The following is a 13,136-nucleotide window of genomic DNA, read 5'->3' as shown; positions in this document are numbered from 1 at the left end:
GACCGAGCCACGCGGGACCACTCTAAAAATGGACCTCGAAATATTAGAGTGGAAGGCAGGGCCATGACGCACGCAGTCAGCACGGAGTCAGGCCACCGTCCCATCGTTCCGCGCCCTCAGCGCGCCGCGCTCCACGCCGTGGGCCCCTCGGGCAATCCGGACCTGTCCGATGCGGAGGCCGCCGCGGCGCTGTTCCTGCGCGCTCTGGGAGTGCCGCTGGAGGCGGAACACCTCAGGGCCACGCCCGCCAGGATGGCGCGCGCGTGGGCCGAGATGCTCACGCCGAGGCCCTTCGAGCCGACAACCTTCCCCAACGACGAGGGGTACGACGAGCTGGTCCTGGTCCGGGACATCCCGTTCCGCTCGGTCTGCGAGCATCATCTCCTGCCCTTTACCGGCCGCGCGTGCGTCGGGTACCTCCCGGGCGAGCGGATCCTGGGACTCTCCAAGCTCGCCCGAGTGGTCGAGCACTACGCCTGCCGCCCCCAGACCCAGGAACGACTCACTCAGCAGATCGCCGACTGGCTCCAGGAGCGTCTGCACCCTCGCGCAGTGGGAGTCGTGATCTCCGCCGAGCACACGTGCATGACGCTCCGCGGCGCGTACGCGACCGGCTCGAGCACGGTCACCTCCGCGCTCCTCGGCCAACTGCGCGATGATGCCCGCTCGCGGCAGGAGTTCCTCTCGCTCGCGGGCCTCATGCACTGACCGGCCGGCGCCCGCGGCGGCCGCGTGAGCCAGTTGAACGTCAACGGAAGGAGAACGCCATGGGCACCCTGAACCACGTCGTCGTCATCGGGGGCGGACTCGCCGGCGGCAAGACCGCCGAGGCGCTGCGCGCGCAGGGCTTCGAAGGCACGGTCACCCTCGTGGCCGCCGAGAACCACCCCCCATACGAGCGCCCCCCGCTGTCCAAGGCCTATCTCATGGGGACCGCACCATTCGCGGAGGCCGTGCTCCATCCCGAAGACTGGTACCGGGAGAACAGCATCGACCTCCATCTGGGCACCCGAGCGGAGTCCATCGACCTCGGCGCACACGCCGTCGGCCTGGACGACGGCGGCTCCCTGCACTACGACAAGCTGGTCCTGGCCACCGGGTCCGTCCCGCGCAGGCTCCCCCTGCCTGGAGCCGACGCCGCCGGCGTCCACACCCTGCGCACGGTCGAGGACTCCGACGCCATCCGGTCCATCTTCGGGCAGGGGCGGCGTCTGGCCATCATCGGCGCCGGCTGGATCGGGCTCGAGGTGGCCGCCGCGGCACGTGCTGGCGGCACCGACGTCACGGTCATCGAGGCGGCAGACCTGCCGCTCCTCACCGTCCTCGGACCTGAACTTGCCACGGTCTTCGCCGACCTGCACCGCGACCACGGGGTGGACCTCCGTCTCGCGGCACGCACGGCGGAGATCACCACAACGGACGGCAAGGCCACCGGCGTGCGGCTCGAGGACGGCACGGCGATCGAGGCGGACGGGATCGTCATCGGCGTCGGCGTCGCGCCCGACGTCGCCCTCGCTCAAGCTGCCGGACTCACAGTGGACAACGGGGTGCTCGTCGATGCGTCGCTGCGCTCCAGCGACCGGGACGTCTATGTGGTCGGCGACATCGCCAACCACGACCACCCCGGCCTCGGGATGCGGGTTCGGGTGGAGCACTGGGCGAATGCGCTCCACCAGCCGGCAGCCGCCGTCGCGTCGCTGCTGGGAGGCGACGCGGCCTACAGCGGGCTCCCGTACTTCTACAGCGACCAGTACGACCTGGGCATGGAGTACATCGGGCACGCCCCGCGCGGTTCCTACGAGCGCGTCGTGGTGCGCGGCGACCCGGAAAAGCGCGAGTTCGTCTCGTTCTGGCTCGATGGCGCGAACCGGATCAAGGCGGCCATGAACGTCAACGTCTGGGACGTCGTCGACCAGGTCAAGCCGATCATCGCGGCCGGCCGAGCGGTCGACCCTGAGCGCCTCGCCGATCCCGGCGTTGCCTATGCCGACCTCTAGGCCGACTACATGGCCACGCCCGGATTCCGCGAGGGCCCCGACGAGAGATGATCCACGTGAAGGAGCAGACCATGCCAGTGCAGACCATCGGCCGGCGCCTCTTCGACTTCGACCGGCAGGTCGCGGTGATGGCGATCGTCAACCGCACCCTAGACTCGTTCCACGACCGGGGCGCGACCTTCGCACTCGAGAAGGCCGTCGACGCCGGCCTGGAAGCAGCCGAGCTCGGTGCCGACTGGGTGGACATCGGAGGAGTTCCGTTCGGACGCGGCCCCGCCGTCTCCGTCGCCGCGGAGATCGACCGGGTCGTGCCCGTCATCGAGGCCATCGCCGCCACGAGCAGCGTAGTGATCTCCGTCGACACCAACAGGGCCGAGGTGGCGCGCGCCGCGATCGCCGCGGGCGCCGCGGTCGTGAACGACACGAGTGGTCTCGGCGACCCAGCCATGGCCCGGGCCGTCGCTGAGGGCGGGGCGCACGTGGTCATCACGCACAGCGTCGGTCCCCCACGGACGGAGAAGCCGCCCGCGCACTTCGACGACGTGGTCCTCGAGGTGCGCCGGTTCCTCGCCGAGCGTGTGGCCCGCGCGGAAGCGGCGGGCGTCGCCCGGGACCGCATCATCGTCGACCCCGGGCACGATCTCGACAAGAACACCCTGCACTCCCTCGAGCTCACGCGCCGCCTCGGCGAGATCACCGATCTCGGGCTCCCGGTGCTGGCCGCGGTGTCCAACAAGGACTTCGTCGGGGAATCGATCGATCGCGAACGCGGCCAGCGGCTCGCAGGGTCCCTTGCCGCGATGGTCGCCTGCATCCTGAACGGTGCACGGATCGTGCGGGTGCATGATGTAGCGGCCGCCGTCGACGCCGCCAGGATGACCGAGGCCGTCCTCGGGATGCGCGCCCCGGCGTGGCTCGTCCACAACACCCACCCCTCCCACAACGTATGAGCGCACGCATCGACAGCCTCTGGCCCGAGGCGGCGTCCGACCTCGACGACGCGGCGCTGCTTCGCCTCTACGCTCCGCCGCCTGGTCCGTGGCTGCGGATGAACTTCGTATCCTCCCTCGACGGCGCGGCCACAAGGCAGGGCCGTTCGGGCGGCCTCGGGGATGACGCCGATCGCCGCGTCTTCGAGCTCCTTCGCAGGCATGCCGACGCCGTGCTGGTCGGGGCAGGGACTGCCCGGACAGAGGGCTACGGGGCAATGCTGCTGTCCGAGGAAGCCCAGGACTGGCGCGAGGCACGGGGCATGGGGAGCCACCCCGTGTTCGTCCTCGTGAGCGGGTCCCTGCGCCTCGACCCGGCCTCGCCGATCTTCGCCGAGGCCCCCGTACGGCCGATCGTCTACACGCTCGCGGGCGCCCCCGCAGACCGGCGGTCGGGCCTCGCCCCCGTGGCCGATGTGGTGGACGCCGGCGGTGCAGCGCTCGATCCGCACGCCGTGCGCGCGGACCTCGCCGCCCGCGGACTGGTCCACGTGCACGCCGAGGGCGGACCGACGCTCTTCGGGGCAATCCTCGCGGCCGACGCGCTCGACGAACTCCTGCTCACCCTGGCTCCGACACTCGAGTCAGGCGACGCGGGCCGCATTGCCCGCGACCCGGCGGCCGCTCCCACGCGGATGTCGCTCGCGGGTGTTCTGCGCGCAGGGGACGAGCTCCTCCTGCGCTATCGGCGTGCCCCCTAGTGCGGCAGTTGGAAGCTCGGGGCGCGAACCCCGCTACCCGAGGGTGCCGTGGGCAACGATGACGGCCGGGCCCGAGAGCTCCACGTGCTCGCGGCCGTCGGCGCCAGGGATGAACGCGACGCCGACCCGCCCGCCGGGAACCACGACGTCCCACCGATCCGGGGCCCCGGCGCCAGCCCAGTACCGGATCGCGACGGCGGCCGCGCACGCGCCGGTCCCGCAGGACTGGGTCTCGCCGACGCCGCGTTCGTGCACGCGCATCGTCACACTCCCGACCCCGTCCGCCACGAGCGGCTCGGACGGCACCACGAACTCGACGTTCGTCCCGTGCGGCGGAACGGGGTCCACCGCCGGTGCCGTGTGCAGGCCGAGGCCCGCGAGCTCGCTCGGCTCGGCCAGCGCCACGACCGTGTGCGGATTGCCCATGCTCACGCTCAGGGCGGGCCGCGCGACGTCGAGCCCCACGGCGGTGACCGTCGCATCGCTCGCGTCCGCCGCGGCGCGCTGCGGATCGATGAACTCCCACGGCCCCATGTCGACGGCGAAGCCGTCGGACCGGCGCTCGACGCGCTTCACTCCGGCCCGCGTGCCGATGGGCAGCACCTCGCCGGGGGCGAGCTCGACGAGGCCCTGGTCGAGCAGGAATGCCACGAAGACGCGCACGCCGTTGCCGCACATTTCCGAGAGCGAGCCGTCCGCGTTGCGGTAGTCCATGAACCACTCCGCTTCAGGCTCCTCGGCGAGGACGGAGATGCCCTCGGGGAGCTCGCGGGAGCGGATAGCGCGGATGAGCCCGTCCGCACCGATGCCTTGGTGCCGATCGCACAGCGCCGCGGCCTCGGCCTCGGCGAGGTGCCGGTCCCCCGCCGGGTCGGCGACGAGCACGAAGTCGTTGCCCGTGCCGTGCCCCTTCGCGAAGGGCAGGCCCGCAAGGCCGTGGATGACGTCAGGGGCGGACTGGGCGGCGGCGGGGAGGGTCATGGACCAAGCCTACCGTCGGCCTCGCGCACGACGGCGAGTGCCCGCCCGGGCAGGCCAGGCGCCAGGGCGTCGAGCCAGTGCACCCGGGGATCAGCGCGGAACCACGTGAGCTGCCGGCGGGCGAACTGCCGGGTCGCGACGATCGTCTCCTCGGCGGCCTGCTCGGGCGTGGACTCTCCATCGAGGACCCTGAGGAACTGCCCGTAGCCCAGCGCCCGGGAGGCCGTCTTCCCCTGGCGCAGCCCTGCGGCGGCGAGCCGGGCGACCTCGGCCGGGAGGCCGGCGTCGACCATCCGGTGCACCCGCGCCGCGAGCCGCTCGTGCAGCGTGCGACGGTCCAGGTCGAGTCCGATCTGGACCGCCGGCGCCGCATACTGCCGCTCGGGCATGAACGAGCTGAACGGCCGGCCCGTGAGCTCGTGGACCTCGAGGGCGCGGATGATCCGGCGGGCATCGCCGAGCCTGTCGGCCGAGACCGGGTCGACGGCGCGCAGGCGCTGCCGCAGCGGCCCGATGCCCTCCTGCTCGGCCTCGGCCTCGAGGCGGGCCCTGACGGCGGGATCAGTGCCTGGGAACTCGAGGACGTCGAGCGCAGCGCGTACGTACAGGCCCGAGCCCCCGACGAGGATGGCGCGGCGCCCCCGATGCTGGATGTCCGCGATGGCCTCGCGCGCCCACCCCTGGAATGCAGACACGGAGGCATCCTCGGTGACGTCGAGGACGTCGAGGAGGTGGTGCGGCACACCGCGCCGCTCCCGGACCGGGATCTTGGCCGTACCGACGTCCATGCCACGGTAGAACTGCAGCGCGTCCGCGTTGACCACCTCGCCGTCCAGGGCTAGCGCTAGCTCCACCGCGAGGTCGGACTTGCCGGAACCCGTCGGCCCGACGATCGCGATGATGGGCGGAACGCTCTCCTCGGATGCGGTGCCCACGGCGGACGGGCCGCGGACGACGGCGGGCAGGCGGCCGGCGTCGTCCGCCTCGCCCCCGCGCTCGCTAGGGTGCACCGGCTAGACCGTGCGGACGGGGACCGACGGCATCCCGAGGCTGACCGCGCGGCCGCCGCCCGCCGCCGTGCCCGCCGCCCCGGCCACGCCGGCGGGCGGGACGCCGCAGGAGTCCGCCTGGGAGCGGTCCCACGCGTCGCCGGCGCGCGAGCGGCGCAGCGAGTAGTCGGCGGCCGTCGCGGGATCCGCGATGAGGTGGAACGGGGCCGCCTCGGTGACGGTGACGGTCACGAGGTCACCGGGCCGCGGGGCCTGCGCGCCGTCCGGGACGGAGAAGTGGACGAGGCGGTTGTCCCGGGCGCGCCCGGACAGGCGGTGCGTCTCGCCCGCCCTCCGGCCGGCCTGCGCGGTGGCCATGACCTCGACCGTGCGGCCCACCTGGGTCGCGTTCTCCTCGGCCGCGATGCGGTCCTGGAGGGCGATGAGACGCTCGTAGCGCTCCTGGACCACGGGCTTGGGCAGCTGGTCCGGGAGCGTGGCCGCCGGCGTGCCGGGCCGCTGGGAGTACTGGAACGTGAACGCATTCGAGAAGCGCGAGCGCTCGACGACCTCAAGGGTGGCCTGGAAGTCCTCCTCGGTCTCGCCCGGGAAGCCGACGATGATGTCCGTGGTGATCGCCGCATGCGGGATCCGCTCGCGGACCTTGTCCAGGATCCCGAGGAACTTGGCGCTGCGGTAGGAGCGGCGCATCTCGCGCAGGATCCGGTCCGAGCCGGACTGGAGCGGCATGTGCAGCTGGGGCATGACGTTGGGGGTCTCGGCCATGGCTTCGATGACGTCGTCGGTGAACGCGGCGGGATGCGGGCTCGTGAAGCGGACGCGCTCGAGGCCCTCGATCTGCCCGCACGCGCGCAGGAGCTTGCCGAACGCGAGCCGGTCGCCGAACTCGACGCCGTAGGAGTTGACGTTCTGGCCCAGCAGCGTCACCTCGATCGCGCCGTCGTCGACGAGGGCCTGGACCTCGGCGAGGATCTCTCCAGGGCGGCGGTCGCGCTCCTTGCCGCGCAGGCTGGGCACGATGCAGAACGTGCACGTGTTGTTGCAGCCCACCGAGATCGAGACCCAGCCGCTGTATACCGAATCGCGCTTGGTGGGCAGCGTGGAGGGGAAGACCTCGAGGGATTCGAGGATCTCCAGCTGGGCTTGGGCGTTGTGGCGTGCCCGCTCGAGCAGCGCCGGGAGCGCACCGACATTGTGGGTACCGAACACCGCGTCGACCCACGGCGCCTTCGCGAGGATCGTGTCGCGGTCCTTCTGGGCCAGGCAGCCGCCTACGGCGATCTGCATCCCCGGGTGGCGGTCCTTGACCGGGCGCAGCTGGCCGAGGTGGCCGTACAGCTTGTTGTCCGCGTTCTCCCGGACGGCGCACGTGTTGAACACGACGACGTCCGGCTCGCTGCCCTCCTCGGCGCGCACGTAGCCGGCGGCCTCGAGGAGGCCGGACATGCGCTCGGAGTCGTGGACGTTCATCTGGCAGCCGAACGTTCGCACCTCGTAGGAGCGCGGTGCGGTCTCAGCCGTGGGGGTGGGCAGGGTGGAACTCACCCATCAAGGGTACCGTCAGGTTCCTCCACGGGCCGCTTGGGCGGGACGCCCCTAGTACCAGCCGGCCGATACCTCGTGGGCCCAGGCATTGCAGGGCGAGCCGTAGCGGTTGGCGACATAGCCGAGCCCCCAGTTGATCTGGGTGCGGTAATTGGTGAGCCAGTCGTTGCCTGCCGTGTAGTACTTGGTGGGCGGGAGCGCCTGGGCGATGCCATAGGCGCCGCTCGAGGGGTTGGTGGCGTCGGTGAGCCAGCTCGACTCCTGCGTCCACAGCTTGACGAGGCACCCGAACTCGCCGCCGCCCCAGCCGTAGGAGCCGAGCTGGGAGGACGCATAGGCCTGCGCACCCGCCGGATCGTTCACGACGCCCGCGCCGGGACTCACCGCGGGCTGCGGGGGCGAGGGCGCGGGGACGACCACTGGGGCTGCTTGTGCGGGGGCGGCGGGTGCGGGCGCCGCGGGGGCCACGGCCTGCGCGGCCCCCGCGCCCTGCTGATTCGCCTGTTGCCGGGACTGCGCGAGCTGCTGGGCCTCCTGCTGGCGACGCTGGGCGTCGAGTGCGGCCTGCTGGGCTGCCTGCTCGGCTGCGCGCCGCTTGGCCTCTTGGGCCGCCTCGTAGGCGGCCTGGGCCGCCTGTCCTTCCCGGTACTTCTGTTCGACGGCCACCGACGTGCCCTTGAGGTCGGCGAGCTGGGCCAAGAGGACGTCCTCGTGCTGCTGTGTCTGGGCGACCACGTCCTGGGCCTGCTTCTGCGCCGTCTGGGCGTCATCGAGCTGCTGGGCCGCGGTTGCCGCGAGGTCCGCGAGGGCGTCCTTTGCCGCGCGGGACTTGTCCTCTGCCGCGGCAGCTGCGTTGGCCGCGACCCGGTAGTCCGCCACGGCCTGGGCGGCTTGGTCGCCGAGGACTTGGAGGGTCTGGAGTCGGTTGATGCCGTCCTGCTGGCCGAGGACGGAGAGCGTCTCGAGCGGCCCCGTGCCCGAGCCGCCCATGTAGGAATCGGCGGCGAGCTGCCCCGCGTTGCGCTGGGCTGCGTCCCGCTCGCTCGCGCGCTTGGTAGCCTCCTGGTCGAGCACGGCGACGACCTGCTCTTGGTCCTTGACCGCTTGGGCGGCCTTGGCCGATGCGGCTCCCGCCGTGACCGCCTTGGCCGAGGCGTCGGCAGCAGCGCTCTCGACCGTGGTCAGCAGAGATCCGATCCGGTCCGCCTCTGCCTTGGCGGAGTCGGCGTTGGCCTTCGCGGCCTGGACGTCCGCCCAGGTGGGGTGGCCCGAGGGCGGCCCGTCGTCACCCAATGCCACCGTCGCGCCCGCTGGGGCGACCCAGGCCACTGCTACCACGAGCAGCAGGGCAGTGCGGAGTGGGCCGAGATGCCAGCCCGAGCTGAGGCTCTGCTCTGATCGCACGAGTTCGAGAATACCGCAGTAATCCCATTTGTCACTCTAGTCACAGAATTCCCAGTAAGCGCACAGACACGCCCGGCGCCGCGGCGCTTCACCTCAGTTCGGCTCGAATCCGACCTCTCCGTCGTCGACTTGGCCGGTGTCGCCGAGGGCCTCCGCCGCCAGCCGGAAGGCGGTTCCGGGGGCGTGCCCTTTCCGGGCGAGCATGCCCACGAGCCTGCGGAGCTCCTTGTCCCGGGCGGCTGGATCCGCCCGGTCGAACGGCCTCATGCGGCGCGCGAGGAGCCGCCGCGCGGAGTGCTCCTCGGCCTCAGGGGTGAGCTCGTCGAGCGCCTCCTCGGCGGTCTCGCCCTTGATGCCCTTCTCGCCCAGTTCGCGTCGGAGCGCGGCCCGGCCGAGCGACCTCGTCTCGCCGCGACTGCGGACCCACATGCGGGCGAACTCCGCATCGTCCACGAGGCCGACGTCCTCGAAGCGGGCGAGGAGCGCCGCCGACACGTCCTCGGGCACCTTCCGATCGCGCAGCTTCTGCTCGAGCTGGTGACGGCTCCGGGGCCCCATGGTCAGCTGCCGGAGCAGGATGGCGCGCGCCACCGACTCGGGGTCTGCATCGGGATCCTGCTCGGGCGGCGGAGGCCCCTGGGGGCGGCTGCGGCCCGCCACCTAGTCCCCGTCGACAGCCTTGAGGCGCGGCTGCTCCTCGTCCTCGGCGTCCTTCTTGACACCCACGCCGAGCTTCTCCTTGATGAGCCGCTCGAGCTCCTCGGCGAGCTCGGGGTTGTCGCGGAGGAACCGGCGGGAGTTCTCCATGCCCTGACCGAGCTGGTCGCCGTCATACGTGAACCACGAGCCGGACTTCTTGATGATGCCGTGCTCGACGCCCATGTCGATGATGCCGCCCTCGCGGGAGATCCCCTGACCGTAGATGATGTCGAACTCGGCCTGCTTGAAGGGCGGGGCCATCTTGTTCTTGACGATCTTCGCCTTGGTGCGGTTTCCGACCGAGTCGGCACCCTCCTTGAGGGTCTGGATCCGGCGGACATCGATGCGGACCGAGGCGTAGAACTTGAGCGCCTTGCCACCCGTCGTGGTCTCCGGGGAACCGAAGAACACGCCGATCTTCTCGCGCAGCTGGTTGATGAAGATCGCCGTGGTCTTCGTCTGGTTGAGCCGGCCGGTGACCTTCCGCAGCGCCTGGCTCATGAGGCGGGCCTGGAGGCCGACGTGGCTGTCTCCCATCTCGCCCTCGATCTCGGCGCGCGGCACGAGCGCGGCCACGGAGTCGATGACGATGATGTCGAGCGATCCCGAGCCCACGAGCATGTCCATGATCTCGAGCGCCTGCTCGCCGGTATCCGGCTGGGACACGAGCAGCGCATCCGTGTCGACGCCGAGCTTGGCTGCGTACTCGGGGTCGAGGGCATGCTCGGCGTCGATGAACGCGGCGATGCCGCCGTTGCGCTGGGCATTGGCCACCGCATGGAGGGCCACGGTCGTCTTACCGGACGATTCCGGGCCGTAGATCTCGACCACACGGCCCCGCGGGAGCCCGCCGATGCCGAGGGCTACGTCCAGCGCGATGGAGCCCGTGGGGATGACCTCGATCGGGGCGCGGGTGTCGTCCCCGAGCCGCATAATCGAGCCCTTGCCGAACTGCTTGTCGATCTGCGCGAGCGCCGCCTCGAGTGCCTTCTGGCGGTCCGGCGTTGATGCTGCCATGGTCTACCTCCGAGTCTGGTCTGCCGCGGCAGCGCCCTGTCCTGCCTGCCGCTCCTCCATGCCGCTCACGCTACCGACGCCCACCGACAGTCGAAGCACATGGCCCCGCTATGTGGACAATTCGGCATAGTTTGCACTTGGAATCCTCTGTGGAGGACTTTACCGCTATCCCGAACACATCTTCGAATCAACCCCGGCGTGTCGCCGATCTCTTCGCGGAACTCTTCCCGCGGGCCGAGAACGGCCGGTTCAGTCCTTGACGGGACGGTCCTTGCCGAGACGGCGTTCCGGCGGGACATCCTGGAGGTCGCAGACGGCACTCCACACGCTGCGAGGATGGACCCCGGCCTTGAGGGCCTCCTCGGCCGTGCGGCCCCCCACCGCTGCCAGCACGGCGGAGGACGCCAGCACGTGCGCATAGCCCGCGCCGAACTCGTCTTCCATCAGCCGCCAGAAATCACTGTTCCGCACTCAGCAATTATCCCCCATGAGCCCCCGGGGACGCGCCCGTCGCCCACGGCGTCCGCCCCTAAGATGAAGGCATGTCCACCCCGCATGCGTCAGCCGCGTTCGACGACGCCCTCATCGACGTCGAGCAGCAGCTCGCCGTCTTCTGGCGCCGCGGCCGCGCCGCATCCATGGGCCTGTCCCGCGATCTCCATCCGGATCTGGACCCGGCCGCCTACGGCCTCCTGACGATCCTGCACCGGGATGGCCCTCAGCGCGTGACGGACCTCGCGGTGGCCGTGGGCGTCGGCAAGCCGACCGTGAGCCGGCAGATCGCGCTCCTCGAGGAGGTCGGCCTGGTCGCCAAGGAGTCGGATCCGAGCGACCGGCGCGCGCAGCAGGTCACCCTGACCCCTGAGGGCGACCGTCATGTTGCCGAGTTGAAGCGCCGTCGCCACGAGTTCTTCGCCGAGCGGCTCGCCTCGTGGGAGCCCCAGGAGCTCGCAGACCTCGCCCGGTACATCCGTCGGATGAACGAAGCCCTCGCACCCCGGCACTGAGCACAGCGGAACACAGAAGCCGAACACAGACACGGGCCGGACGCATCAGCGTCCGGCCCCTGTCTCCTCGTGCTGGCGTCAGCTGATCTTGGTCAGCTCGGCGTCCAAGTCCGTGTTCATTTCCCGGCCGTACCGCTGGGCGAACTCCTGCGGCACAGTGTCGGGGATGGTGATGCCCTCGGCGATGGCCACGCGGTCGCTGACCTCGCGGAGCATGACCGAAAGCGGCACATCGAGTGCTGAGCAGATCGATGAAAGCAGCTCGGAGGAGGCCTCCTTCTGGCCGCGCTCAACCTCACTCAGATAGCCGAGGGACACACGCGCGTTGTGCGAGACTTCACGGAGCGTACGGCCCTGGCGCTGACGGACGTCACGCAGGACGTCTCCGATCTCATGACGCAGAACAACCATCTTGCGCTCCTTCTGTTCCTGCTTACCGATGTCGGCCAAGCCCACGTCACGCCAGCGCACTACGCCGTCGACGGATACGGGCTGCTTAACCATGTGTATCGATGCGCTCCTTGGTCCAGGCCCCCGCGTGATGCGAGGCTCCGTGTGAATCATCCTAGTGCCGCCGGCAATCGCTGACGACACTATCCACAACTTCCGCGACACCTGCATTGTTCCCCGGCATCCGCCCGTCAGACATAATTCACAGCTGACTCCCAGTTTCAGGCGTCGGCGCGCAGCGCTTCCAGGAGGCGGACCAAGGCGGCCCGAGTAGCGGCGGTCCGGATCGCCGGGCGGTCGCCGTCGAACCGGTACGATCCCACCGTGGTGCCGGTGGGACCGGCCACCGCGACGAAGACTGTGCCCACGGGCTTGCCGTCATGGGGCTCGGGCCCGGCCACCCCGGTCGTCGCCACCCCGTAGTCGGCGCCGCAGACCCGCCTCGCGCCGTCGGCCATCTGCCGCGCCACCTCGGCGTCCACCGACCCCGCCGCGTCGAGCAGCTCGCGGGACACGCCGAGCACGTCTGCCTTCACCTCGCTCGAGTAGCTCACGACGCCGCCGCGCAGCATCGCCGACGCCCCCGCCACGTCCGCGATCGTAGCCGCGACGAGGCCCGCCGTGAGCGACTCGGCGGTAGCCGCGGTCACCCCTCGGGCGATGAACGCCTCGACGACCTCGCGTGCCGTCGTCGCCTCGCCTCCGGCGATGCTCCCCATCAGCTCATCGCCCTTCAGGATGCCGGCCCTTCAAGGCGGTAGCACGCAGGCGGACGGCCTTGGCGATGTAGTCGATGCCGGTCACCACGGTCACCGCGAGGGCGAGGATCATGATCCAGAACGCGATGGCGGCCAGGATGGGGGTCCCCGGGGTGAGCGGGAACAGGTACAGCAGGATCGCGACCGTCTGGAGTACGGTCTTGAGCTTCCCACCGGGCGATGCGGGCATGACCCCATACCGGATCACGACGAACCGCAGGGCCGTGATGCCCCACTCCCGGACGAGAATGAGGATCGTGATCCACCACGGCAGTTCGCCGAGCACCGAGAGCAGCACGAGCGCCGAGCCGGTGAGGAGCTTGTCGGCAATGGGATCCGCGATCTTGCCGAAATCCGTGATGAGGTTGCGCTTCCGGGCGATCGAGCCGTCCAGCTGGTCCGTGTAGATCGCGACGGCGAACAGGACGAAGGCGACCCACCGCAGCCCGCCGTGCTGCGTGCCGTCCGCGAGCATGGACCAGATGAAGAACGGGACGAGGACGATCCTCACCATCGTGAGGATGTTGGGCACGTTCCACAGCTGTGAGGAGGGTGCGGCCGGAGGGGTGGTCACCGTC

Annotated in this window: 15 protein-coding genes; 5 read left to right on the top strand and 10 right to left on the bottom strand. The window is 70.7% G+C overall.

Translation table 11 applies throughout. The features are described 5' to 3' along the window. The first annotated feature begins 63 nt into the window (after positions 1 to 63). The 4 genes from folE to SCMU_RS08030 all read left to right on the top strand — a co-directional run bounded on the left by folE (position 64) and on the right by SCMU_RS08030 (position 3,687). Positions 64 to 708, top strand: coding sequence for a GTP cyclohydrolase I (folE, locus tag SCMU_RS08045; protein ID WP_229232487.1), 645 nt, complete (start codon positions 64 to 66; stop codon positions 706 to 708). Between the two features lie 59 nt (positions 709 to 767). Further along, positions 768 to 1,997 (top strand): NAD(P)/FAD-dependent oxidoreductase, encoded by a 1,230-nt coding sequence (locus SCMU_RS08040; RefSeq protein WP_229232486.1) that lies wholly within the window; start codon positions 768 to 770, stop codon positions 1,995 to 1,997. A 71-nt stretch (positions 1,998 to 2,068) separates the two neighbouring features. Further along, positions 2,069 to 2,947 (top strand): dihydropteroate synthase, encoded by an 879-nt coding sequence (gene folP, locus SCMU_RS08035; protein ID WP_229232485.1) that lies wholly within the window; start codon positions 2,069 to 2,071, stop codon positions 2,945 to 2,947. Then, positions 2,944 to 3,687, top strand: a complete 744-nt coding sequence (locus SCMU_RS08030) for a pyrimidine reductase family protein (protein WP_229232484.1) — start codon at positions 2,944 to 2,946, stop codon at positions 3,685 to 3,687. Before folP ends, SCMU_RS08030 begins: the two co-directional genes overlap by 4 nt. A 33-nt stretch (positions 3,688 to 3,720) precedes the next feature. Here SCMU_RS08030 and dapF read toward each other — a convergent pair whose 3' ends face one another. The 7 genes from dapF to SCMU_RS07995 all read right to left on the bottom strand — a co-directional run bounded on the left by dapF (position 3,721) and on the right by SCMU_RS07995 (position 10,814). After that, entirely contained in the window at positions 3,721 to 4,668 is a 948-nt protein-coding gene (dapF, locus tag SCMU_RS08025) for a diaminopimelate epimerase (RefSeq protein ID WP_229232483.1), read from the bottom strand. Beyond that, positions 4,665 to 5,603 carry a tRNA (adenosine(37)-N6)-dimethylallyltransferase MiaA gene (gene miaA, locus SCMU_RS08020; RefSeq protein ID WP_229232969.1) on the bottom strand — a complete coding sequence of 313 codons (939 nt, stop codon included), beginning with the start codon at positions 5,601 to 5,603 and terminating at the stop codon, positions 4,665 to 4,667. The genes dapF and miaA overlap by 4 nt, the downstream gene beginning before the upstream one ends. 78 nt (positions 5,604 to 5,681) lie before the next feature. Next, entirely contained in the window at positions 5,682 to 7,223 is a 1,542-nt protein-coding gene (gene miaB, locus SCMU_RS08015; RefSeq protein ID WP_274602940.1) for a tRNA (N6-isopentenyl adenosine(37)-C2)-methylthiotransferase MiaB, read from the bottom strand. Between the two features lie 51 nt (positions 7,224 to 7,274). Beyond that, positions 7,275 to 8,627, bottom strand: coding sequence for an aggregation-promoting factor C-terminal-like domain-containing protein (locus tag SCMU_RS08010; protein WP_229232482.1), 1,353 nt, complete (start codon positions 8,625 to 8,627; stop codon positions 7,275 to 7,277). Positions 8,628 to 8,720: 93 nt separating this feature from the next. Next, a complete protein-coding gene (locus tag SCMU_RS08005) occupies positions 8,721 to 9,287 on the bottom strand; it encodes a regulatory protein RecX (protein ID WP_229232481.1) in 567 nt (188 codons plus the stop codon). Further along, positions 9,288 to 10,343: a recombinase RecA gene (gene recA, locus SCMU_RS08000; RefSeq protein ID WP_229232480.1), complete on the bottom strand. Its 1,056-nt coding sequence runs from the start codon at positions 10,341 to 10,343 to the stop codon at positions 9,288 to 9,290. It lies immediately after the preceding gene. A 249-nt stretch (positions 10,344 to 10,592) separates the two neighbouring features. Continuing rightward, entirely contained in the window at positions 10,593 to 10,814 is a 222-nt protein-coding gene (locus tag SCMU_RS07995; RefSeq protein WP_229232479.1) for a DUF3046 domain-containing protein, read from the bottom strand. Positions 10,815 to 10,885: 71 nt separating this feature from the next. Here SCMU_RS07995 and SCMU_RS07990 point away from each other — a divergent pair, with 71 nt between their 5' ends. Next, on the top strand, positions 10,886 to 11,350 hold the full coding sequence (locus SCMU_RS07990) for a MarR family winged helix-turn-helix transcriptional regulator (RefSeq protein WP_229232478.1): 465 nt from the start codon (positions 10,886 to 10,888) through the stop codon (positions 11,348 to 11,350). Positions 11,351 to 11,428: 78 nt separating this feature from the next. Here the strand turns inward: SCMU_RS07990 and SCMU_RS07985 are convergent, their stop codons facing one another. The 3 genes from SCMU_RS07985 to pgsA form a co-directional block, all read right to left on the bottom strand. After that, positions 11,429 to 11,854 carry a helix-turn-helix domain-containing protein gene (locus SCMU_RS07985; protein WP_443020242.1) on the bottom strand — a complete coding sequence of 142 codons (426 nt, stop codon included), beginning with the start codon at positions 11,852 to 11,854 and terminating at the stop codon, positions 11,429 to 11,431. 167 nt (positions 11,855 to 12,021) lie between these two features. Continuing rightward, complete coding sequence (locus tag SCMU_RS07980) at positions 12,022 to 12,519, bottom strand: CinA family protein (protein WP_229232477.1); 498 nt, start codon at positions 12,517 to 12,519, stop codon at positions 12,022 to 12,024. Positions 12,520 to 12,523: 4 nt separating this feature from the next. Then, entirely contained in the window at positions 12,524 to 13,132 is a 609-nt protein-coding gene (gene pgsA, locus SCMU_RS07975; protein WP_229232476.1) for a CDP-diacylglycerol--glycerol-3-phosphate 3-phosphatidyltransferase, read from the bottom strand. Positions 13,133 to 13,136: the final 4 nt, after the last annotated feature.

This window comes from Sinomonas cyclohexanicum, from assembly GCF_020886775.1.
GTDB lineage: Bacteria > Actinomycetota > Actinomycetes > Actinomycetales > Micrococcaceae > Sinomonas > Sinomonas cyclohexanicum.
This window is presented reverse-complemented; position numbering and strand designations above follow the sequence as displayed.

Bases quoted from the DNA above. Each gene is read 5' to 3' on its own strand.
- folE (WP_229232487.1), top strand. From the start codon at position 64: ATGACGCACGCAGTCAGCACGGAGTCAGGCCACCGTCCCATCGTTCCG.
- SCMU_RS08040 (WP_229232486.1), top strand. From the start codon at position 768: ATGGGCACCCTGAACCACGTCGTCGTCATCGGGGGCGGACTCGCCGGC.
- folP (WP_229232485.1), top strand. From the start codon at position 2,069: ATGCCAGTGCAGACCATCGGCCGGCGCCTCTTCGACTTCGACCGGCAG.
- SCMU_RS08030 (WP_229232484.1), top strand. From the start codon at position 2,944: ATGAGCGCACGCATCGACAGCCTCTGGCCCGAGGCGGCGTCCGACCTC.
- dapF (WP_229232483.1), bottom strand. From the start codon at position 4,668: ATGACCCTCCCCGCCGCCGCCCAGTCCGCCCCTGACGTCATCCACGGC.
- recA (WP_229232480.1), bottom strand. From the start codon at position 10,343: ATGGCAGCATCAACGCCGGACCGCCAGAAGGCACTCGAGGCGGCGCTC.
- SCMU_RS07990 (WP_229232478.1), top strand. From the start codon at position 10,886: ATGTCCACCCCGCATGCGTCAGCCGCGTTCGACGACGCCCTCATCGAC.
- SCMU_RS07985 (WP_443020242.1), bottom strand. From the start codon at position 11,854: ATGGTTAAGCAGCCCGTATCCGTCGACGGCGTAGTGCGCTGGCGTGAC.
- SCMU_RS07980 (WP_229232477.1), bottom strand. From the start codon at position 12,519: ATGGGGAGCATCGCCGGAGGCGAGGCGACGACGGCACGCGAGGTCGTC.